Raw genomic sequence first — 20,944 nt, forward strand, 5'->3', positions numbered from 1 at the left:
GAGGCTACGTCTCAGACCGGACGAGCGACGGCGGGAAAGACCTCGCCGATGAGGGTGATGAAGGACTTCTGCAGAAGGGTCTGGACCTGTTCGCGGGAGAGTTCCTCGCGCAGCAGCCACTCGCGCCCGGCGGCCTTCACCATGCCGGCGTAGGCGCGCACCAAAGCGTTCAGCTCGGTCCGGGAGGGGTGGTCGTCGGGGATCTCGACGGCGTCGAGCACGCGGTCCGCGGACCTGCGCTCGGCGTCGATCATGATCTGCTCGACCTCGGGATCGCGTCCGATGCCCTCGGAAGTCGCGACGAGCCACATCTTCCCCTGCTTGGCGACGATGTCCAGGAACCAGGTCACCGCGACCTGCGCCCGTTCGGCCAGCGGACCGCTGGAGAGCCCGACCGGTTCGAGCGAGGGCATGGTCACCGTCCGGCGGATCACCGCGAGGTAGAGCTCGCGTTTGGTCCCGAAGTAGTGATTGATCAGACCGCGTGCCACGCCTGCGGCCGCCGCTATGTCCGAAGTGGACACGTCGGCGTACGGGCGCTCGCCGAAGAGGCGCGCCGCGCAGGTGAATATCTGTTCCCTGCGCGCATCGGGCTCGAGTCTTCGCCACTTGGGCTCTGAGGTGGTCTTCATGTCGTCATGGTGGCACGAATCGGGCCCAAGGGTCTTCGCGAACGACCATGTCCTGCCGATTGTTACCCCATACCCGCCCGGATGGCGGTACTCATCGCGCGAAGCGTTGTAGGCGAAGACTTGTGGCTGACGGCGTTTCTGCCGTCAGCGCCGTCGTCGTGGCCGGGAAGTGCTGTCCCGCAACACGACCTCGCCCGCGATCCGGCGCACCTTGGCGCGGTTGCCGGAATTGCCGTTCAGCGCGAGTTCCATCGCCTGTTCGCCGAGTCGCGCCAATGGCAGGGCCACTGTGGTAAGTGACGGATTGACGTCACGTGTCACGGAAATATCGTCGAAGCCGGCCAGCGAGACGTCGTCCGGCACGGAACGGCCCGCCTCGCGCAACGCACTGAGCGCGCCGATCGCCATCACGTCGCTGACCGCGAACACACACGTTGCGCTGTGCCCCGAGGAAAGCAGCTCGGTCGCGGCAAAATACCCACCGTCCCGCGTGAACTCGGTTTCGAAGACGTCCTTTTCCGACAACTCGACTCCGCCCTCGGCAAGGCCTTCGCGGAATCCGGTCAGCCGGTCGAGCGAGGTGGTCAGCTCGCGTGGCCCGGCGAGCACCGCGAACCGCCGGTGCCCCAGGCCGAGCATCGCCGCCGCGAGGTCCTTCGCGCCGGAGCGGTTCTCGGGTTGCACGGTGTCCACCTTGACCCCGTGGTGCCTGCTCACGGCCGCCACCCGCCCGCCGCCACGGCGATAGGCGTCCAGTTCGGCGGAAAGCGCCTTCTCCCACCGGCGGTCCTCGAAACCGGAGCCGATCAGCACGATGGTGGACGCCCGTTGCGCGCGCAGCTCCGAGACGTAGGCGATCTCCTTCTCCGGATCGTGGAACGTGCTCGCGAGCATCACCAGAAAGCCGTGCTCGTCCGCCACGCGCATCACCCCGCGCGCGACCGCGGCGAAGGACGGGTCGTCCACGTCGTGGCAGACCACGCCGACCGTGCGCCTGGTCGCGCCCGCGAGCGCCTGCGCGTGCACGTTGGGCGCGTACGCCAGGTCGGCCGCCGCGGACAGGACGCGTTCGCGCAGGTCCTCGCGGACGTTGGTGGTCCCGTTCAGCACGCGGGACGCCGTGGCCAGCGAGACGCTTGCCACAGTCGCGACGTCTTCGAGCGTCACATGGGGCCTGCCGTTCACATCCGCCTCCCGAGTCTCGCCCCGCCGAATTTTAGGTGGCTTCCCGCTTTTTGCCTGGTCACATGCACTCGATCGGGTTGAAATGCGGGACGGGGGTGATGCGTTGACGCTGAAGGACGAACATCTAGGAAAGGAAGTTCCGCATGCTGTTCGGCGACGAGCACATCCGCCGATACGAGGAGACCGACGGTGAAGTCGGTCACGACTGGGAGGGCGGCGCGCCTTGTCTCGTGCTGACCACCAAGGGCCGCAAGACGGGTGAGGACCGGAAGTTCGCCCTGATCTACCAGCAGGTCGGCGACCAGTACGTGATCGTCGCGTCCAAGGGTGGCGATCCCAAGCACCCCGGCTGGTACCTCAACCTGGAGGCGAACCCCGAGGTGAAGGTGCAGGTCAAGGCGGACAAGTTCGCCGCGAAGGCACGTACCGCCTCCGACGAGGAGCGTGCGGCGCTCTGGCCGAAGATGACCGCGGTGTGGCCCGCCTACGACGACTACCAGGCCAAGACCGACCGCCAGATTCCGGTCGTGATCCTCGAAAGGGCCTGACCTTCGAACCCGGCGTCCAGTCCTAAGCTGAAGCCATGAGCACACATTTCGACGTGGTGGTGCTGGGCGCCGGGCCCGGCGGGTATGTCGCGGCCATCCGGGCGGCGCAGCTCGGCCTCAGGACGGCGGTGGTCGAGGAGCGCTACTGGGGCGGTGTGTGCCTCAACGTGGGCTGCATCCCGTCCAAGGCGCTGTTGCGCAACGCGGAGCTGGCGCACCTGGTCACGAAGGAAGCACGCACGTTCGGCATCTCCTCCGACGGCGAGATCCGCTTCGACTACGGCGCGGCGTTCGACCGCAGCCGGTCGGTAGCCGACGGCCGGGTCAAGGGCGTGCACTTCCTGATGAAGAAGAACAAGATCACGGAGTTCAACGGCCGCGGCACGTTCACCGACGCGAACACCTTGCAGGTCAAGACGGACAGCGGCACCGAGACCGTCACGTTCGACAACTGCGTCATCGCCGCCGGTGCGAGCACGAAGCTGCTGCCCGGCACGTCACTGTCCGAGCGCGTGGTCACCTACGAGGAGCAGATCCTGTCGCGGGAGCTGCCCGGCAGCATCATCATCGCCGGTGCGGGCGCGATCGGCGTCGAGTTCGCCTACGTGCTGCACAACTACGGCGTCGAGGTCACGATCGTCGAGTTCCTGGACCGGATGGTGCCGCTGGAGGACGCCGAGGTGTCCAAGGAGCTGGCCAAGCGGTACGCCAAGCTCGGCGTCAACGTGCTCACGTCGACCAAGGTCGAGGAGATCGACGACAGCGGGCCGAAGGTCAAGGTCACGGTCGTCAACAACGGCAACCGGCAGACGCTGGAGGCCGACAAGGTGTTGCAGGCCATCGGTTTTCAGCCGCGCGTGGAGGGCTACGGCCTGGAGAACACCGGCGTGGAGCTGACCGAGCGGCGCGCGATCGCGGTGGACGACTACTGCCGGACGAACGTGCCGCACATCTACGCGATCGGTGACGTGACGGCGAAGCTGATGCTCGCCCACGCCGCCGAGTCGATGGGCATCGTGGCGGCCGAGACCATCGCGGGCGCCGAGACGATGTCGCTGGACTACACGATGATCCCGCGCGCGACCTACTGCCAGCCGCAGGTCGCCTCGTTCGGTTACACCGAGGAGCAGGCCCGCGAGAAGGGCTTCGACGTGCAGGCCGCGAAGTTCCCCTTCACCGCGAACGGCAAGGCTCACGGCCTGGCCGATTCCGGTGGCTTCGTGAAGATCCTGTCCGACGCCAAGCACGGCGAGCTGCTGGGCGCGCACCTGATCGGGCCGGACGTCACGGAGTTGCTGCCCGAGCTGACGCTGGCACAGCAGTGGGATCTGACGGTGCACGAGGTCGCGCGGAACGTGCACGCACACCCGACGCTCGGCGAGGCGGTCAAGGAGGCCGTCCACGGCCTGGCCGGCCACATGATCAACTTCTGATGGGCGTCGCGGTGGTGACCGGCGCGGGCTCCGGGCTGGGCCGGTCCATCGCCCGCGCCCTGCTCTCGGCCGGCTACGACGTCGCGCTGGCCGGCCGTCGCGCCGAGGCGCTGGCCGAAACGGCGGAGGGTTTCGACGCACTGGCCGTTCCCACCGATGTGGGTGACCCGGGGCAGGTCGACGCCCTGTTCGACGCCGTGTGCCAGCGGTGGGGCAGGGTCGACGTGCTGGTGAACAACGCCGGCAGTTTCGGCCCATCGGGTGATCTTGACGAGATCGCGGTCCCGGACTGGCTGTCCACGGTGCAGACGAACCTGACCGGGGCGTTTCTGTGCGCGCGGGCCGCGTTCGGGCTGATGAAGCGGCAGCGCCCGCAGGGCGGCCGGATCATCAACAACGGCTCGATCTCGGCGCACGCACCAAGGCCCGGGAGCGCGGCGTACACGGCGACGAAGCACGCCATCACAGGGCTCACGAAGTCGATCTCGCTGGACGGGCGGCCGTACGACATCGCGTGCGGCCAGATCGACATCGGTAACGCCGAGACCGAGATGACCGCGGGCATCAAGAGCGGCGCCCGCCAGGCGGACGGCAGTGTGAAGCCGGAGCCGACTTTCGACGCCACCCACGTGGCGAACGCCGTTTTGTACATGGCGGGCCTGCCACTGGACGCGAATGTCCAGTTCATGACCATCACGGCGACGAAAATGCCCTTTCTCGGGCGTGGTTGACGAAGGACGTGGGCCTGGCGACATCGGCGGGTTAGGACGCTCACGGCGCGGGTAAACTTGTGCCGTGAACGTCACGCCCACCTCGAACGACGCCGTCCTGCCAGGGACGCGCGGCTCGGCGGGCGTGCGCGTACTGAGACGTCCTTCTTGATCACCGGCGTCCCCCATTTTGGCCCGAAAGCGCAGCTCAGATGGGGTGAAACACTTAGCCGGTGTTCAACGATAGGAACTATGACGCAGGCTGAACCGGGGCGGGACCACCCCCAGGTGACAGCCGGCGCCGGCCCTGGTAGCTCAGCTGGATAGAGCAAGAGCCTTCTAATCTCTAGGTCGCAGGTTCGAGTCCTGCCCAGGGCGCCACCTGCGCAAACGTGCCGGACACGGCGAGCTCAGCGCTTCGACAGCAAGAGACTGACGTCGTAAGGCGTCCGAGGCGCTGCGCCGCTACCGTCGTGCATGGAAGGAACGGCCGCGCGGCGACCGACACCGGGCATTCTGGCTCGGGGCTCGTTCCGCACGGTGATCCTGGCCGATCTCGCCGCCGCCACGACTCGCGCGCCTGTGGTCGTGGTTATTGCCTGACGGGGGTGGGGTTGATGCCGGGCATGAGCAGGTGGCCGCCGTCGACGGGGATGGTCACGCCGGTGACGTTGTCGGCTAGTTTGCTGTTGAGGTAGAGGGCGGTGTCGGCGATGGCCTGCGGGTCGAGGAAGGTACGGCCGCGCAGGGCGTTGTAGTGGTAGCCGCCTTGGATCATGTCTTCCTCGGTGCCGTTGTCGTGGCCGGCGAACATGTCCCAGGCCGCCTGGTGGTCGGTCATCGGTGTTTTGATCGCGCCGGGGCTGATGGCGTTGCACCGTATGCCGTAGGGCGCGAGTTCGAGTGCGATGTTCTTCATCAGCCCGATGACGCCGTGTTTGGCGGAGACGTAGTGGGCGTAGCGGTCGCCGGGTTCGAGGCCGTTGGCGGAGGACGTGATCACGATGGATCCGCTTGTGCGTTCGATCATGTGCGGGGCCACGGCTTTGGCTGATTTCCACACGCCGGTGAGGTTGACCCCGATCATCTCGTCCCATTGCCGTTCGGTGAGTTCCCAGAAGTTGCCCTGGGTCCAGATGCCGGCGTTGGCGATCAGGATGTCGATGCTGCCGAGTTCGGCGATGGTCTGCGCGACGGCTTTGTCCAGTGTGGACTGACCGCGGACGTCGCCTTCGATGGCGAGGATGCGGCGGCCGAGTGCTTGCACCTGCCGGACGGTTTCGGCGTGGTCGTCGGGTGTGGCCAGTTTGTAGGCCACATCGACGGCGGGTGTGGCGAGATCGAAGATGACGACGTCGGCGCCTTCCCTGGCGCATGTGACGGCGTGGGCGCGGCCCTGGCCGCGTGAGCCGCCGGTGATCAGGGCGACCTTGCCCTCCAGTAGTCCCATGGGAATGTCCTTTCGTTACAGTGCGCCGCCGGCGTCGATGACCTGGGTGGTGCCGGTGATGTAGCGGCCCGCGTCGGAGACCAGGTGGAGCACCGTGTTGGTGATGTCCTCGGGTTCGAGGGCGGCGACGGGCAGGCGGTTGAGGGTGCGGGCGGCTTCTTCGAAGTCGGCGCGGGTGGGGTGTTCGAGGTCGGGGCGGAAGAGTTTGTAGGTGGCGTCGTTGAGGATCATCGGGGTCGCGACTGTGGTGGGGTGGATGGTGTTGACCCGGATGCTGTGTGGGGCGAGTTCCTTGGCCATGACCTTCATGAGCTGGACGAGTCCGGCTTTGGCGGCGGAGTAGTGCGCGGTGTTGTCGTTGGCATAGATCGCCGCCAGCGAGCTGGTGATGACGACGGAGCCGCCGCGGCCACCCTCGATGATGTGCGGGACCGAGGCCTTGAGTGTTTTCCACACGCCGGTCAGGTTGATGTCGATCATGTCCTGCCAGGTCTGCTCGCTCATCTCCAGCGTCGGCGCGGGGCTGGAGATGCCGGCGTTGGCCAGCACGATGTCCAGCCTGCCGAACCGCTCCACGCCCGCGTTGACGGCGTCGGTGAGTGCAAGCGCGTCGCGGACGTCGGCGTCGCGGGAGACGATCCGGCTGCCGGTGGCTTCGACCAGGCGTGTGGTCTCGGCGAGGTCGTCGGCCGTGGCCAGGGGATAAGGGACGGTCTCGACTTTCGCCGTGGTGTCGACGGCGATGATGTCCGCGCCCTCGCTCGCGAGCCGGATCGCGTGACTGCGTCCCTGGCCCCGTGCGGCTCCGGTGATGAAGGCGACTTTTCCGGTCAGTATGCCCATGACGACTCCGTGTCTGCTTTGACGCCGGTTACCCCACGAGGTTATGGCACAGTGTGCCAAAAGTCGAGCGTGCGAGGATGACGGGCATGGTCAGTCTCCCGGAGCGTGATCGTGGTGGCCGTCCTGCCAGTACCAGTGCGCACGAACTGGCCGAACTCGCGCAGGATCTGTTCCTGCAGCGCGGTTTCGAGAACGTGTCGGTAGACGACATCGCCGCGGCCGCCGGCGTCAGTCGCCGCACGTTCTTCCGTTATTTCTCCACCAAGGCCGATGTGCTCTGGGTCGAGTCGCCCGCCGAGATCGCCCGTTTCCGGGATCTGCTCGCGGCCATGCCGCCGGATGTGTCCTATGGTGACGCGCTGTGCCGCGCCGCCCCCGAGGCGCTGCATCATCCAGCAGAGCAGCGGACCTGGGCTTTGCACCGGGCGGAGTTGATTCTCACGGTGCCCTCCGTGCAGGAAAAGGCGGCTTTGCGGCACACCGAGTGGCGCCGCGTCGCCACCGAGTTCGTGGCGTTGCGGCGGGGCACCGGGCCGCACGACCTCGTCGCCATCGGCGTCGGGCACGCCGTGCTCGCGGCCACCCTCGGCGCCCACGAATACTGGCTGGCACACCCAGACGAAGACCTGCCCACCATCATGGAACGCCTGCTGCGCCTTCTCCTGCCCGACCGCTGACCTCGCTCGTCACGGCAGCGCGTACGCGGGAGATCAGTCCCATCGGGCCGAACGGTCCGCAAATCCGGGCTGTTCGCGGCGATTTGCTCGGCGAACGGCTTGCTGGGGTCCACGCCATTCTGTCGGACACAACCTCGCCGGGGACGGGCCGGCCGGGCCGCGGCAGTCATCGTCGGCGCCCCGGGCTGATCGCGGGTGGTTATGGTGGAGTCGCCGGATCGAAGCAGGAGGTGGGCGGCGGATGCTGGAGAAGCGCAGGCGAGGCAGGCCGCCCCTGAGCGACGGGCCCAGCACCCGGGAGCAGATCGTGCGCACGGCGCGAGAGGTGTTCAGCGAGCTCGGATACGAGGGGACCACCTTCAAGGAGATCGCGGAGCGGGCGGGCCTCACGCGTCCTGCGGTCAACCACTACTTCCGCGACAAGGAGGCGCTGTACCGGGCCCTGTTCGAGTCGTCACGTGAAGCCGTTGTCGCATCCGGGGTCGAGCGGGCGGCAGCCGGCCGGGAGCTGCCGGAGCGGCTGTCGGTGTTCCTCGAGGTGGCGACCCAGGTCGATTCGGCGGACCGATCGTTCGCCCGCTTCATGGCGGCTTCGATCCTCGACGCGTTCCGGCATCCGCAGCTGCGCGACAGCGCGCATCAGCAGCTCGACGACGTACGGGACTTCGTGGCGGAGGCGCTGCGAACTGCCGTCGACACCGGGGAAGTCCGGTCCGACCTCGATGTTCCCGCGGTGACCGAAATGCTGGTCGCAGTGCTGTGGGGCATGGGACTTTACGCCGGCTTCGTCGGCACTCACGACCAGCTCAACGCCGTGGTCGAGCAGTTCTCCCGCCTGCTGTCCGGCACGCTCTGGTAGCCCGCTCACGTTCCGTCGCGGGCGGATCACCCGATTGACACGCTTGTGGGAGACACGTCGCGCGCCGTATATTGACGCGTGCGTTAATTAAGTGGTCTCGGCTCAGGTCGTTCCCGAGTGGACGGGAAGGCGTGCACGGGCGGCTTGGTTGACCATTTTTTAATATATGTTAAAGTTGAAAACTGGCTGGTCCGTGTCGGTCCGCCGGGCTGCACGCAGTCACAGCACAAGGAGGTGTGGGCGTGCCACCATTCATCCTGCCCAGTCCGCCGGACTTCGCGGCCGGCCCAGTGGCGACATGGGTCTTCTTTTTCGTAGCGGGTGCCGCGGTCGTGCTCATCGCGCTTCCGTGGGCGATCAGGGCGGCTGCGAAAGACCGCAACTTCATTCCGATTCTCGCCATTGGCGGGGGTTTCCTCTGCTCGCTGCTGGAGCCGATGCTGGATCTGCTCGGTCACCTGCGCTGGGCCAACGACCAGCCGACCGCGTTCACCAACTTCGGCATCGACGTCCCGTGGCTGATTCCGCCGTGCTACGCGGCGTTCCTGGGGCTGGAGTCCTACTTCTGCTACTACATGCTCAAAAAGGGCATCACCGTGAAGCAGTGCTTCATGGTCTTCTCGGTCGGCATCTTCACCGACGCGATCATGGAAACCGTCGGCCTCAACCTGCACATCTACGAGTACTACGGCATCCAGCCCTACACGCTGTTCAAGTTCCCGTACTGGTGGGGCTTCATCAACGGTGTTTCGTTCTGGACCGTCGGCGCGATCATGTGGTTCCTGGTACCGCGGCTGAAGGGAGCACAGCGTTTGTGGCTCCTGCTCGCACCGCCCACCGGCATGATGGCTGCCTATTTCACGGTCGGCTGGCCGCATTTCCTTGCCCTGAACTCCACTCTGCCGACCTGGGCCAAGTGGGTCGCCACCACGATCATGATGGCGATGTGTCTCGGGTTGGTGCGGATCGTGGCCTACTTCGCGGCGGTTCCGGAGCCGAAGATGCATTGGACACTTCCCAAGATCTTCGCCTTCCGGTTCATGCTTCCCGGAGCGCGGCAGCGGATGCTGGACCAGATGGCGGCCGAGGGTGAGCCGCAGGCGGCGCCGCGCCACGTACGGCAGCCCGGAGCCGTGCGGCGGTAGGGGTCTTGCGTCCGCGTGGCCGGGCTGGTTTCCGCTGCAGCCCGGCCATGCGGCATCTCCGCCGGCTCGCGAGGCCGACCTTTAACCTACATTCACTTCGATAGGGAGAACGCTGGTGAGTACAGCGAACCAGATCCCGCGCAGCGCCGACGTCGTCGTCGTCGGCTCGGGACACAACGGACTCGTGGCGGCCGCCTACCTGGCCCGCGCAGGCCTCGACGTGGTTGTCGTCGAGGCCCACTCGACCCCGGGTGGAATGACATCGACGAATCCCATGGCTCCGGAAGCGCCGGAGTACATGATCAACGAGGCGTCGATCCAGGCTTCGTTGTTCCGGACCACGAACATCGACGAGGAATTGGGGCTGTCCAAACGGTTCGGGCTGCGCCAGACGGTGATCGACCCGGCGCATTTCCAGCTCGCCGCGGACGGCTCGTCGCTGGGTCTGTGGCGCGACCCCCGCAAGACGGCCGAGGAACTGCGGTATTTCTCGAAGAAGGACGCCGAGGCACTGCTCGACCTGTACCGGGTGATCGACGCGGCCGTCGAGATCGGCCTGCCCGCGATGCAGACCAACATCACGCGGCCGGAGCTGGTCAAGGTGATGAAGTCGGTCAAGGCGGTCGTGAAGAACCGCAAGGAGCTCAGCGCCATCGGGCGGTGGATGGCCTCGTCGCAGGCGGAGGCGATCGAGGAGAGCTTCGAGCACGACATGATCCGCGCGCCGCTGCTGACCTCGTTGCCATTCATGCCCTTCGATGCCGATTTGTCAGGCTGGTCGCTGATCTACCTCGGTGTGCTGAGCCGCTACGGTGTCGCGATGTTCCACGGTGGCACCGGATCGCTGCCCAAGGCGTTGATCGCGAGCCTCGAGTCCGACGGCGGCAAGGTGATCACGAGTGCACCGGTCGAACAGCTGCTCATGGACGGCGACCGGGTCACCGGCGTGCGCATCGCCGGCGGGCGGGAGATCCGGGCCCGTCGCGGTGTCCTGACGGCATGCAGTCCGAAGACCACTCTGACAAGGCTGCTGCCCAGCGGCGTACTGCCACCGAAGCTGCGGAACCGGGTGGACCACATCCCCACGAAGAAGCGCGGCATCACCGACTACAAGCTGAACATCGCGCTGTCCGGCCGGATCAAGATGACCAAGCACGAGAAATGGCGCGGCGACGGTATCGACCTACGCCTGGCGTGCAACTGCTTTCACACCTACGAGGAGGCGCTGGAGGCGGCCAAGGCGTGTGTGCGCGGCGAAGTGCCGGAGCAGATCCCCGGCCTGGCGCAGGTGACCACGGCGTTCGATCCGTCAATGGCCCCGCCCGGCTGTGACACGTTCTGGTACTGGAGCGGGCTCACGCCGGGGGTGCCGCGGCTGGAGTGGCCCGAGGCGAAGAAGCTGATCACCGAACGGGTGATCCGCGATGCCGAGCAGTACTACGAGGGCGTGGAGAGCCTGGAGGTGGCGCGGCGCGACCTTGCCCAGCCCGATCTCGAGGAGCGTTTCTGGGCCATCGACGGCAGCGTCTACCACGTCGATCCGACGATCACCCGTTTCGGACCGCGGAAGCCCGCGCCGGGCTTCGCCGGATACCGCACCCCGGTGCCCGGCCTGTTCCTCACGGGTTCTGGCACGCACCCGGTGGCCGGGATCAGCGGTATGCCGGGACAGAACGCCGCGAAGACCATGATCAAGCTGTTCAAGGCGGAGGACAGCGGCGGCCGGGCGCACCTGCTCAAGGCGCGGCGGGAGCAGGAGCGGGGGATCGAGGACATCGAGACCGCCGGCACGGGGGACAGCCCGTACAAGTTCACCGCGCTTCGCTGACCCTGAAGGGATCCCCTCGCCGAGGCGAGGGGATCCCTTCAGGCGTAACGTTTCCTGAGTTCCCGCTTGAGGACTTTGCCTGCTCCGGAGACCGGGAGTGACTCGGCGAAGTCGACTGTGCGCGGAGCCTTGTACCCGGCGATGAGCGCTTTGGTGTGTGCCCGGATCTCGTCCGCGGTGACATCGGCGCCCTGCCGGCGCACGATGACCGCGTGCACGCGCTCACCCCAGGTCTCGTCCGGCACGCCGATCACGGCGCAGGCGGCGACGGCGGGATGCGCCGCGATGACGTTCTCCACCTCCACGGAGTAGACGTTCTCGCCCCCGGAGACGATCATGTCCTTGATCCGGTCGGCGATGAACAGATATCCGTTTTCGTCGAGGTAGCCGCCGTCGCCGGTGTGCATCCAGCCGTGGCGCAGCGCGGCGCGGGTTTCGGCCGGCTGGTTCCAGTAGCCCAGCATCACGGCGTCGCCACGCACCACGACCTCGCCCACCGTTCCGGTGGGCACCGGGTCACCGTCCGGGCCGACCACCCTGACTTCGGCATGCGGGGCAGCGCGCCCGGCAGAGCTGAGCAGACCGGGCAGGCGGTGGTCGTCCGGTCCCAGCAGCGTCGCGATCGGGGCCAGTTCGGTCATGCCGTACGCCTGGGTGAATCCCGCGTTGGGCAGTGCGGCCATCGCGCGCTCCAGCGCCGGCCGCGCGATCGGTGAGGCTCCGTAGAGCACGGCACGAACGCTGGAGAGGTCGTGCCGGTCCAGGTCCGGGTGGTCGATCAGTGCCTGGATCATGACCGGGACCAGCAGGACCTCCGTGACGCGGTGGCGCTCGATCGCGGAGAGCACGGCGACCGGGTCGAACGCCGGCACGATGATGTGTGTGCCGCCGAGTAGCGTCACGGCGATCCAGCCGGAGAGGTCAGCGAGGTGGAACATGGGCGCGGCGTGCAGGAGCCGGGCCCCCGGCCGGTACATGAACCCGGTTCCCGCGGCGCCGAGCGCGGACGTGACCAGGTTGGTGTGCGACAGCATCACGCCTTTGGGGAAACCGGTCGTGCCGCCCGTGTAGAACAGGCCTGCCAGCTCGCCCCCACTCCGGCGGGCGTCCTCAACGGGATCGGTGGAGTCAAGGAGGTCCTCATAGGACAGAGCATCTGCCGGCGTGGCCGCGTCACCGCAGTGAATTACCGTGCGCAACTGCGGGTACCGCTCCCGCAGCCCGGGTACCAGTGGAGCGAAGGCATCGTCGACCAGCACTACTCTGCTGTCCGAATCAGCCAGTGAGTGAGCGATTTCCCTGATACTCCAGCGAATGTTGACCGGATTGAGCACCGCGCCTGCCCACGGAACAGCCAGGAGATATTCGTGGTACCGGTCGGAGTTCAGCGACAGCATCGCGACCCTGTCCCCGGCACCGACCCCGAGATCACGCAACGCGCCGGCGAGCCGCGCGACCCGGGCGGCGACCTCGCGCACAGTTCGTGTCCGCCGCCCGTACACCGTCATCACGGCGTCCGGTGTCTGCTGCAGTGCCCTGTGCAGGCCCAGGGTCAACGACATGCCTCAGCTCACCGCCTCGGTCGCCAGGCGAGTCGCGAGCGGCGCCGCACCGTCCGGCCGACGGCACATCGCCGCCGAGCCCGGCGTGCCATAGAGCGGCTGGGCCGGGCTCATGCCGGTGCTCCGACGATCTCGACCGTGCCCGCGTCACCGTCGACGCGGATCCAGGCGCCGTCGGGGATGCGCCAGCTGCCGTCCTCGGTCCCGCAGACACAAGGAATGCCCATCTCCCTGGCGACGATCGGTCCGTGACTGAGCATGCCCCCGAAGTCGGTGACGACGCCCCCGGCGACGAGGAACAGCGACACCCAGCTCGGGTCGGTGGTCTCGCACACCAGGATGTCGCCATCGTCCAGTTCGGTGGTGGCCGGATCACGTACCACACGGGCGCGGCCCTCGACCTGTCCGCTGCTCGCGGCGACACCCTTGATCACACCATCCACAGTGGATCCCGAGGTGGGCTCACCCACCTTCGTCACCTCGGGCATTCCGGTCCAGGACTGGGGGAGTCGCAGGTCGAGCCGTTCCTCGTATTCCGTACGGCGTCGAGCCACGAGGTCGCGCACGTCACCGTGGACGCCTTCGAGGACGGCGTCGTAGCCGAGGTGGAACACGTCCTCACGGTCGTCGATGACGCCCTGCGCCACAAGGTGCTCGCCCATCCGCCGGCACGCGGCTCGTGCGACGTCGAAGGTGAGCAGGTAACCGGCCTTCCCCTGCTCGCGCAGCGCGAGCCAGCGAGCGGCGAGGTTGGTCAGCATCGTGACGGGGGACCGGCGCAGCCGGGGAGTGGCGGCCGTCAGCTCGGCCATGGCCGCGCGCCGGGTCTCCGCTTGGTGCACGGCGCGGCGTCGTGGTGCCCGTGGGCTGTCCGCCGAAATCGACCGGTAGTCGTCGAGCCGGGCCAGCACCGGAGCCGGATCCTCGCGCCAGGACACGCCCGACAGCTGACCTTCGTTCGTGCCGTGGTAGCCGTGACGAGCGGTGAAGTCGGGTAGCCGCAGCTCGCCATGAGCCAGGGCCCACAGATCGTGCGCGACCTCGTTCTCGTCGGAGCCCACACCGGAGAGCAGCCGGGCTTCGAGTCCCGGCAGATCGAGCTTGGCGACCATCGCCGCCAGCCGCTCGGCCAGCCCGGAACTGACGAACGCCACGATCAGGTGCAGGACCATGATCCGCTGGAAGCGGGCACGGGCGTCGGCGAGCACACGGCGGCAACCCTGTTCGTCGAGCTCCTCGATCCGGCTGAGCCGGTCCAGTCGCCAGGTCCGCAGTTCGGCGAACATCGCGTCGTGACGGCGCGGCAGCGAAATCACCGCCGCGGGGGCCTTGGCCAGGATGATCGGATAGCGACGGTAGGAGTTGTCGTCCACCGTGGTCGGACGGACGTAACCGAACAGCTGCTGTTCCACCGCGGTCGCCGAGGTGCCGGGAGTGACGTTGGCGATCTGCCGGAACTTGTCGATGTTGGCCGCCGCGCGTCCGGCGAACAACGTCCAGAAGGTGTCCTCGATTCGTTCGGGCAGATGGATCTCGCCCGGACCGAAGACACCGAGCCGTGCGAACATCGTCCGGAAGGCCAGTTCCATGGGCTCATGGGTGAAACCGAAGCCGAGCGTCGTGAAAACGCCGGGAAAGGCTTCCGCGACGTTGCCGGTGGTCCAGGTCAGTTCGGTGTCGCACGAGGGCGTGTCGAGGAGTTCGAGCACGCGTCGACGCGCCGTCATTGACACTCCCTCGCGCGGCGGAGCAAGTCGGGCAGTCGTGTGTCGGAGGACGTGTCGTGGCGCAGCCAGGACGACAGGGCCGCGAGTTCCGGATCGTCGCGTTCGGACCCGGCACCGACGGCGATTTCGCCGCGGTACACGTTTCCGGCGCTCGCGTCGACCGTGATCGTGCGGCCTGCCAGACCGGCGAGTGTCCCGGTGCCGCACCCGACGACACAGGGCACACCCATCTCCCGGCATACGACGGCCGCATGGGAGGTCGACCCACCGAGCTCGGTGAGGACCGCCTTCGCCAGCGACATCGCCGCCACATCGTCCGGGTCGGTGGTGGGCCGGGCGAGGATGACGTTTTCACCCGCTTCCGCCCGGGTCTCTGCTTCCTCGGCGTCGAGCACGACGATGCCTGACGCGACGCCGGGACACGCGGGTTTGCCGCTGGCGATCGGGGAACCGCGGTCCGGTGAGAGGTGGGGCCGCAGCAGTGCCTCGACGTGTTCGGGCGCGATCCGGCGCAACGCTTCATCGAGGTCGATGAGGCCTTCCTGCCGCAATTGCACCGCGTGCCGGAGTGCCGCCTCCGGCGACCGTTTCGCGGTTCGGGTCTGCAGCAGCCACAGCGTGCCGTTCTCGACCGTGAACTCGATGTCCTGCACGTCCTGGCCGGCCTGTTCGAGCCGTCGCGCGGCAGCCAGCAGATCGGCGTGCACGCCGGGCATCGCGACCGCGAGGTCCTCCAGGGGTAACGCGTTGGCGCGGCCCGACACCACGTCTTCACCCTGGCCGCGTGGTAGCCATTCACCGTACGGCTCGGCCGATCCGGTGAGCGGGTCGCGAGTGAACAGCACGCCCGTGCCCGAGCAGTCGCCGAGGTTGCCGAACACCATTGCCTGCACCGTCACGGCCGTACCGCCCTCCTCCGGGATGCCCCGGTCACGGCGGTAGGCGACGGCGCGGCGGGACTGCCACGAGCGCAGCACGGCGATAGTCGCGAGGCGCAGTTGCTCCCACGGGTTGTCCGGGGGAGCATCGCCGACGACCTTTTCGAACTGCTCGGCGAACCTGCGCCGGGTGTCCGCCGCGTAGCCCGCGTCGCCGGACTGCTCGGCCAGCGCGCGCTCGACGGCGTCCGTCATGCCGAGATTGAGGACCGTGTCCATCATGCCCGGCATGCTGATCGCCGCGCCGGATCGTACGGACACCAGTAGGGGCTTGGCCGCCGAGCCGAAGCGGCGGCCGGTGGTCCTTTCCAGTCCGTCCATCGCGGTGGGCACCGCTTGCCATACGTCCTCGGGCAGTTGCTCGCCGTCGGTGTAGTAGGCCTGGCAGACCTCGGTGGTGAGCACGAACGCCGGTGGCACCGGAATTCCCAGCGCGCGCATGTGCTCGATGCTCCAGGCCTTGCCGCCCAGTACGTCGCGGCTCTGGCCGGTCGTGCCGTCCAGGGTGAGGATCCGTGGTGCCGTGAGCGAGGTCATTCGGCCCTCCCCGCGGCGGCTTCGGCGGCGCGGGACAGCCCGGCGAGCCCGATCAGTTCCTCGTGCAGTTCGAACCACACGGTGTGGTAGCTGTCCGCCAGCGGCCGCGCCATCCACGAATGATCGCCGCACCGCACCTTGTGCAGGGCGGAGGCGAAACGGCCTGGATACACCGCGAGACGAGATGCGATCCCGGTGATCTGGTGCAGCAACGGCCGGAACCGCTCGTGCAGGTCCGTGAGGCGCTCGACGATCCGGTTGTCGTACTCGGCGTCGCTGTGGTCATTGGGCTGGGAGCCGTCGATCAGCTGCCAGTCGGTGATCAGCTGCTTGAATTCGCCGTTGAACGCTTCGAACTCGTGATAGGCCGACATCAGGGCTTCCTGGTCGATCCGCTCCCGCTCGTCCGCGAGCAGCACGTCCAGACGCGCGCGGCCCTGCGCGGTCAGCTTCACCCGGTCTCGCGCGGGCTCCAGGTGCCCGGCGGCGAAGTGGCGTTCCACGATCACCTGCACTTCGTCGGCCGTGAGCCCTGTCGCCGGAGCCAGGTCCGCGCCACGGGGGCGTCCCTTCAGCCGCGCTGTCTGCAGTACTCGAATCTCGTCGATCATGTTCGTCTCCACTCACCAAACCCGGTGCACGATGCCCTGCTCGAAGAAGCCCGCACCGGACCGGCCGGCGAGCTCCAGTCGCAGGAAGTCGTCATAGGTACCGAAGGAGGGGCCTTCGTTCCGCGCACCCATCGGCACCCAGAACCCGCCCTCCCGGCCGGTCATGGTGACGCCGAAGGTGCTGCCGTCGCCCAGTTTCAGCCGGGCCGAGACGAACTGGGCGGCCGCGTCGCGGGTGAACCACATGCCCGTGATCGTGCGCTGGCCCTGGTCGTCGACCAGGAAACCGTCCGCGCGCAGCGAACCGTCGTTGCCGAGGAACTTCATCGCGGTGATGAACGTGCCCTCGAACACCCCGATGAGACCTGCGTACTCGACCCACTGGGCCGACTCGTCCCGGAAGCCCCAGGTGCGATCTCGCATCCCGTGCCCGGCCACGTCGTGCTGCCTGCCGCGAAGCCGGATCGTCCCCTCGACCGCCGCTGCCTGCTGGTAGTGCCGCAGCGGGCGCCCGGGTACCAGCTCCGGGATAACGCCGCCGACCGCGTAGTCGGCAGGCGTGAACAGTGGAAGGTTGACCAGGTCGACATCGAGGTCCGGATGGGAGACCTTGATGCGCCCGTCGAGTCCGAAGTGGATCGATTCACTCCGGAACTCCCCGACGGGCAGCTCCTCTACGACCTCGGCGACCTGCCCGTCGGCCGATACGCTGCACCGCGCGCGGCGGCTGCCCTCGCCGTTGGGTGAGGTGGACAGATGCAATGTACCGAAGACGCGTGCGGGAACGTCCCAAAAGGACAGATAGGCGTTGTCCTTCCAGACCGGGTCCGCCGGGCCTGCTTCGTCCGGGTGGACGGGCTCGGCCAACGGCCCCCAGATCTCGCTGGTGGGTGTCACAGTGCTCATTCGGTGGGTCCTCCAGCCCTTTCCAGAATTTCGACCGTGCCCGCCGTGCCGTCGACGCGCACGCGGTCCCCGGTGCGCAGCACCTGGGTCCCGTTCTTGGTGTTCATGACGCAGGGGATGTCGAGTTCGCGGGCCACGACGGCGGCGTGGCTGAGCATGCCGCCGATGTCGACGACGAGGGCCTGCGCCAGGAACATGAGCGAGACCCAAGCCGGATCGGTCGTGTGCGCCACGAGAATGTCGCCGGTGTCGATGTCGGCGTTCGACGGGTCGAGCACGACGACCGCGCGGCCTTCGATCGTACCCGACGAGGCACCGACGCCGGTGAGTGTGTTCTGCGGCGGTCCGTCGGCCACGACGGGTGTGGCAGTGGGGCGCCCCGTCCATGCGGTCGGCACCTCCAGCGCCTGGTACCGGGCGCGCACCGCACGCCGTCGAGCCACCAGGTCGCGCAAGTCGCCGTCGAGCTCGCCGCGGAACTCATCACGCGTCAGGTAGAACGCGTCGTCAGGCTCGTCGAGAACCCCATCCGCGGTCAGAATCCCGCCGATGTGCCGTGCGGTGGCGCGGATGACGTCCAGCGCCTGCAGGTACGACACCTTGCCCACGCCGCGCAGTGGAACGTACTTACGGGCGAGCCGCAGCAGCACCCGGGCCTTCAGACGGGCGAGCCCACGAGTCGCGCCGAACAGCTGTCGTTCGGCGGCGGCACTTTCGTGCGCACCCTGCGTCTCGCCGTGCTCCGGCGCTGCGTTTTCGCCAAGCTCGCGGTACTGCTCGATCAGGCGGAGCACGGGAGCCGGGTTCTCACGCCAGACCACAGTGGACAGCTCACCTTCGCCGGGGCCGTGATATCCGTGGCGCCCGAGGAAGGTCTCGAGATCGAGTTTGTCTCGGGAGACGGCCCACAGATCATCGAGTACGGCGCTTTCCTCGTGGGACCCCTGTCCGCGCAACAGCACGGCGGGATCGGTGCCGGCCGCCTTGGCCGCATTCGTCAGTTGCTCGTACACCGGTTGGATGGCGCATGCGCTGATCACCGCCTGAGCCGCCAGGTTCTCCGCGAACCGGTCCATCGCCTCGTCCAGGAGCTCCCGTGCCTCATCCAGGGACAGGTTCGCGACCTGTGGTGTCCGTTCGCGCCACCACGCGTCGGTCGTGCGACGGAGATGCTGGAGCCGTTTGGCGATCTTGAGCAGCGTGCGCGGATAACGTACCGCGATCGCCGGTAGGCGGCGCAAAGACGGCCTGCTCTCGAAATCCGGTGGCACGAAGCCGAAGAAGTCGCGGGCCAGTGCCTCGCCGGACTGGCCGGGGATGAGGTCCCCGATCTCGCACAGGAAGTCGACGCGCACGGCCATCCGGCCGAAGAAGACGTTGGTGATGCGCTCCATCGGATCGGCAGGGACTGCCTTGCGGGCGGTACTCAGCGCGCCCATGGCATGGAACGGGGCACGCAGTCCGAGTTCGCTCGCCGGTACCCAGGCGCTCGCGCACAGGGGGGTCATCACTCCCGGCACCGCTTCGGCAAGGTTGATCGAGCTCCAGGAGGCATCCGGGGGCGAATCGCTGTGGAGCGCGTTGGTTTCCTCGTCGAGGCCGACGGGGGGTTCGACACGGTCGGGCAGAGTCATGACTCGATCCCCTTACGTCACGGTAGGTGGTAGAAGGCCAGGAGCACGGCGCATCCGATCAGGCAGTACCCCTCGAAGATCCCGCGAAGGATGCGTGGCGCGTCGCGCAACTCCATGAAGTACAGGCCGACGATCCGGACTTTGGCGAAGGCCACGATCAGCACGAGCGTGGTGGCCAGGCCGGGACCGAGACCGTGGTCGTGCCCGAGATACCAGGACACGATGGTGGCGGCGGTCAATACCGCCCAGGCCAGTGAATAGCGGGTGGGTACCAGTGCGGTAAGCCTTGGCATGGCTGTTCCTATCGCACGAAGTACAGCAGCGGGAACAAGACGATCCACAGCAGATCGACCAGATGCCAGAACGTCGCCCCGCCCTCGAGGAAACGGAAGGGGAGGGGCTGGTGGCGTGACTTGGCGACGAGCGCGATCAGTACGCCGAGGCCGATCAGGACGTGGAAGAGGTGAACGCCGGTCAGGATGTAGAAGTAGAGGAAAAAGTCGTTGGTACCCGCCGTCAGGCCGTGCGCGATCTTGTCGTGATACTCCAGCGATTTCAGGGCCACGAAGGCCAGCCCGCAACCGAATGCTCCGGCGAACAACGCGGGTGCGGGTGAACCGGCGCGGCGCCGTGCGGCGCGTACGCCGGTGGCGACGAAGAGCGAGCCGGTGAGCAGCAACAGCGTGTACGCCACCCCGTAAGCCGGGTTGAGTGCTTTCTGGGCGGCCGCGAAACGCTCGGGCTGGCTCGCCCGCGCGTGCAGGTAGGTGGCGAAGAAGACCGTGAAAACGACCAGATCGCCGAAGATCAGGACCCAGACACCCGGCTCGCCCGGCACGTGACGCGAGCGAGCCGGACGCGTTGCGGCAGCCGTCGCCATCACGCGACCGCTGCGGCCGTGCCGGCCTCTTCCCGCTCCTGCCTGGCGATCGCCTGCAGCAGCGGTACCGCGTTGACGAAGAACCAACTTCCGAAGACCACCAGCGGGATCCAGAACGCGAACACCCCGTTCCAGGCGAAGGGGCCCGTGTGGAAGATGATGTCGAGGATGCCGGGCGCGAACAACACGGCGCACCAAAGGTTGTAGTAGCCGACCCAGCGCGGGAACACCGGAACGGCGCGGCGGTCGGCGAACACGGTGAGCGCGAGCGCGATGGCCTGCACGATCGGCGGCGCGATGAACCCGATGAACGGAAGCCAGCCCAGGTCGTTGAGCGCCTGGGTGATCTCGGGGGAGCTGCTGCCGGCTCGGTAGGCCGCGGCGGCCCAGGCGAACATCGGGAACACGATCAGCAGAGGCAGGACGGATCCCGCGACCAGCTGAGTCACGGCCAGCGGCGCCCACCTGCCCTCGGCCCTTCGCATCTGCAGGGCAAGCGCCACGGTCCAGGGGAAGCCGAGACCGGCGGCGACCATCGAGATGATCAGGCCCGGCTGGATGCGCGACCGGTGCTCCACGTAGAAGCGCGCCACCTCCTCCGCACTCAGATGGGGTGACGGCGGCGGTACGAGCCCGGCCACGAACCAGAAGCCGATCAGGAAGACGACGATCATCGCCGGCCCGGCCCATGCGCACAGGCGCTGTGTTTTGGTGTTCATCGAACCGCTCCATCGAGGATCGTGAGTTTTTAATCGTAGTTAAAATAGCTGGTTTCAGGCCGGCACGCCAGTGGTCTTGCTAGCGGCGATGCGGTGACTTATTCTAATCTCAATTAAAGA

The 20,944-nt window shown here is 67.4% G+C and carries 20 protein-coding genes and 1 tRNA gene; 8 read left to right on the forward strand and 13 right to left on the reverse strand.

Annotation, left to right across the window (positions count from 1 at the left end; genetic code table 11):
- Positions 1-11 precede the first annotated feature (11 nt).
- Both HFP15_RS14890 and HFP15_RS14895 read right to left on the reverse strand, forming a co-directional pair.
- Positions 12-632 (reverse strand): TetR/AcrR family transcriptional regulator, encoded by a 621-nt coding sequence (locus HFP15_RS14890; RefSeq protein WP_168515800.1) that lies wholly within the window; start codon positions 630-632, stop codon positions 12-14.
- 144 nt (positions 633-776) lie between these two features.
- Positions 777-1,817: a LacI family DNA-binding transcriptional regulator gene (locus tag HFP15_RS14895; RefSeq protein ID WP_168515802.1), complete on the reverse strand. Its 1,041-nt coding sequence runs from the start codon at positions 1,815-1,817 to the stop codon at positions 777-779.
- Positions 1,818-1,960: 143 nt separating this feature from the next.
- On the opposite strand from HFP15_RS14895, the gene HFP15_RS14900 reads away from it, so the two are divergent.
- From HFP15_RS14900 to HFP15_RS14915, 4 genes are all read left to right on the forward strand, one after another.
- On the forward strand, positions 1,961-2,365 hold the full coding sequence (locus HFP15_RS14900) for a nitroreductase family deazaflavin-dependent oxidoreductase (RefSeq protein WP_168515804.1): 405 nt from the start codon (positions 1,961-1,963) through the stop codon (positions 2,363-2,365).
- Between the two features lie 35 nt (positions 2,366-2,400).
- On the forward strand, positions 2,401-3,798 hold the full coding sequence (gene lpdA / locus HFP15_RS14905) for a dihydrolipoyl dehydrogenase (RefSeq protein WP_168515806.1): 1,398 nt from the start codon (positions 2,401-2,403) through the stop codon (positions 3,796-3,798).
- Entirely contained in the window at positions 3,798-4,529 is a 732-nt protein-coding gene (locus HFP15_RS14910; protein WP_168515808.1) for an SDR family oxidoreductase, read from the forward strand. The genes lpdA and HFP15_RS14910 overlap by 1 nt, the downstream gene beginning before the upstream one ends.
- Before the next feature lie 283 nt (positions 4,530-4,812).
- Positions 4,813-4,889 (forward strand) — tRNA-Arg (locus HFP15_RS14915).
- A gap of 211 nt (positions 4,890-5,100) precedes the next feature.
- On the opposite strand, the gene HFP15_RS14920 is transcribed toward HFP15_RS14915, so the two are convergent.
- Both HFP15_RS14920 and HFP15_RS14925 read right to left on the reverse strand, forming a co-directional pair.
- Positions 5,101-5,958 (reverse strand): mycofactocin-coupled SDR family oxidoreductase, encoded by an 858-nt coding sequence (locus tag HFP15_RS14920; protein ID WP_168515810.1) that lies wholly within the window; start codon positions 5,956-5,958, stop codon positions 5,101-5,103.
- 15 nt (positions 5,959-5,973) lie between these two features.
- Positions 5,974-6,801, reverse strand: coding sequence for a mycofactocin-coupled SDR family oxidoreductase (locus HFP15_RS14925; protein WP_168515812.1), 828 nt, complete (start codon positions 6,799-6,801; stop codon positions 5,974-5,976).
- An 86-nt stretch (positions 6,802-6,887) separates the two neighbouring features.
- On the opposite strand from HFP15_RS14925, the gene HFP15_RS14930 reads away from it, so the two are divergent.
- The 4 genes from HFP15_RS14930 (at position 6,888) to HFP15_RS14945 (ending at position 11,310) form a co-directional block, all read left to right on the forward strand.
- Positions 6,888-7,478: an acyl-CoA-like ligand-binding transcription factor gene (locus HFP15_RS14930; RefSeq protein ID WP_168515814.1), complete on the forward strand. Its 591-nt coding sequence runs from the start codon at positions 6,888-6,890 to the stop codon at positions 7,476-7,478.
- A gap of 241 nt (positions 7,479-7,719) precedes the next feature.
- On the forward strand, positions 7,720-8,337 hold the full coding sequence (locus tag HFP15_RS14935; protein WP_168515816.1) for a TetR/AcrR family transcriptional regulator: 618 nt from the start codon (positions 7,720-7,722) through the stop codon (positions 8,335-8,337).
- Between the two features lie 242 nt (positions 8,338-8,579).
- A complete protein-coding gene (locus HFP15_RS14940; RefSeq protein ID WP_168515818.1) occupies positions 8,580-9,482 on the forward strand; it encodes a hypothetical protein in 903 nt (300 codons plus the stop codon).
- Positions 9,483-9,597: 115 nt separating this feature from the next.
- Positions 9,598-11,310, forward strand: a complete 1,713-nt coding sequence (locus HFP15_RS14945) for a phytoene desaturase family protein (RefSeq protein ID WP_312871598.1) — start codon at positions 9,598-9,600, stop codon at positions 11,308-11,310.
- A gap of 38 nt (positions 11,311-11,348) precedes the next feature.
- On the opposite strand, the gene HFP15_RS14950 is transcribed toward HFP15_RS14945, so the two are convergent.
- The 9 genes from HFP15_RS14950 to HFP15_RS14990 all read right to left on the reverse strand — a co-directional run bounded on the left by HFP15_RS14950 (position 11,349) and on the right by HFP15_RS14990 (position 20,824).
- Complete coding sequence (locus HFP15_RS14950; protein ID WP_168515820.1) at positions 11,349-12,872, reverse strand: acyl-CoA synthetase; 1,524 nt, start codon at positions 12,870-12,872, stop codon at positions 11,349-11,351.
- Between the two features lie 110 nt (positions 12,873-12,982).
- Positions 12,983-14,599 carry a PEP-utilizing enzyme gene (locus tag HFP15_RS14955; protein WP_168515822.1) on the reverse strand — a complete coding sequence of 539 codons (1,617 nt, stop codon included), beginning with the start codon at positions 14,597-14,599 and terminating at the stop codon, positions 12,983-12,985.
- On the reverse strand, positions 14,596-16,074 hold the full coding sequence (locus HFP15_RS14960; RefSeq protein WP_168515824.1) for a pyruvate, phosphate dikinase: 1,479 nt from the start codon (positions 16,072-16,074) through the stop codon (positions 14,596-14,598). Before HFP15_RS14960 ends, HFP15_RS14955 begins: the two co-directional genes overlap by 4 nt.
- On the reverse strand, positions 16,071-16,685 hold the full coding sequence (locus HFP15_RS14965) for a hypothetical protein (RefSeq protein WP_210717270.1): 615 nt from the start codon (positions 16,683-16,685) through the stop codon (positions 16,071-16,073). The genes HFP15_RS14960 and HFP15_RS14965 overlap by 4 nt, the downstream gene beginning before the upstream one ends.
- Positions 16,686-16,697: 12 nt before the next feature.
- Positions 16,698-17,591 carry a DUF7064 domain-containing protein gene (locus tag HFP15_RS14970; RefSeq protein ID WP_168515826.1) on the reverse strand — a complete coding sequence of 298 codons (894 nt, stop codon included), beginning with the start codon at positions 17,589-17,591 and terminating at the stop codon, positions 16,698-16,700.
- Positions 17,588-19,225, reverse strand: a complete 1,638-nt coding sequence (locus tag HFP15_RS14975) for a PEP-utilizing enzyme (RefSeq protein WP_210717271.1) — start codon at positions 19,223-19,225, stop codon at positions 17,588-17,590. Before HFP15_RS14975 ends, HFP15_RS14970 begins: the two co-directional genes overlap by 4 nt.
- Before the next feature lie 17 nt (positions 19,226-19,242).
- Positions 19,243-19,518, reverse strand: coding sequence for a cytochrome C oxidase subunit IV family protein (locus HFP15_RS14980; protein ID WP_168515828.1), 276 nt, complete (start codon positions 19,516-19,518; stop codon positions 19,243-19,245).
- 8 nt (positions 19,519-19,526) lie between these two features.
- Positions 19,527-20,063 carry a cytochrome c oxidase subunit 3 gene (locus HFP15_RS14985; protein WP_210717272.1) on the reverse strand — a complete coding sequence of 179 codons (537 nt, stop codon included), beginning with the start codon at positions 20,061-20,063 and terminating at the stop codon, positions 19,527-19,529.
- A gap of 41 nt (positions 20,064-20,104) precedes the next feature.
- Positions 20,105-20,824 carry a hypothetical protein gene (locus tag HFP15_RS14990; protein WP_168515832.1) on the reverse strand — a complete coding sequence of 240 codons (720 nt, stop codon included), beginning with the start codon at positions 20,822-20,824 and terminating at the stop codon, positions 20,105-20,107.
- Positions 20,825-20,944: the final 120 nt, after the last annotated feature.

Origin of the sequence: Amycolatopsis acididurans, assembly GCF_012328925.1 — a bacterium.
Classification (GTDB): domain Bacteria; phylum Actinomycetota; class Actinomycetes; order Mycobacteriales; family Pseudonocardiaceae; genus Amycolatopsis_E; species Amycolatopsis_E acididurans.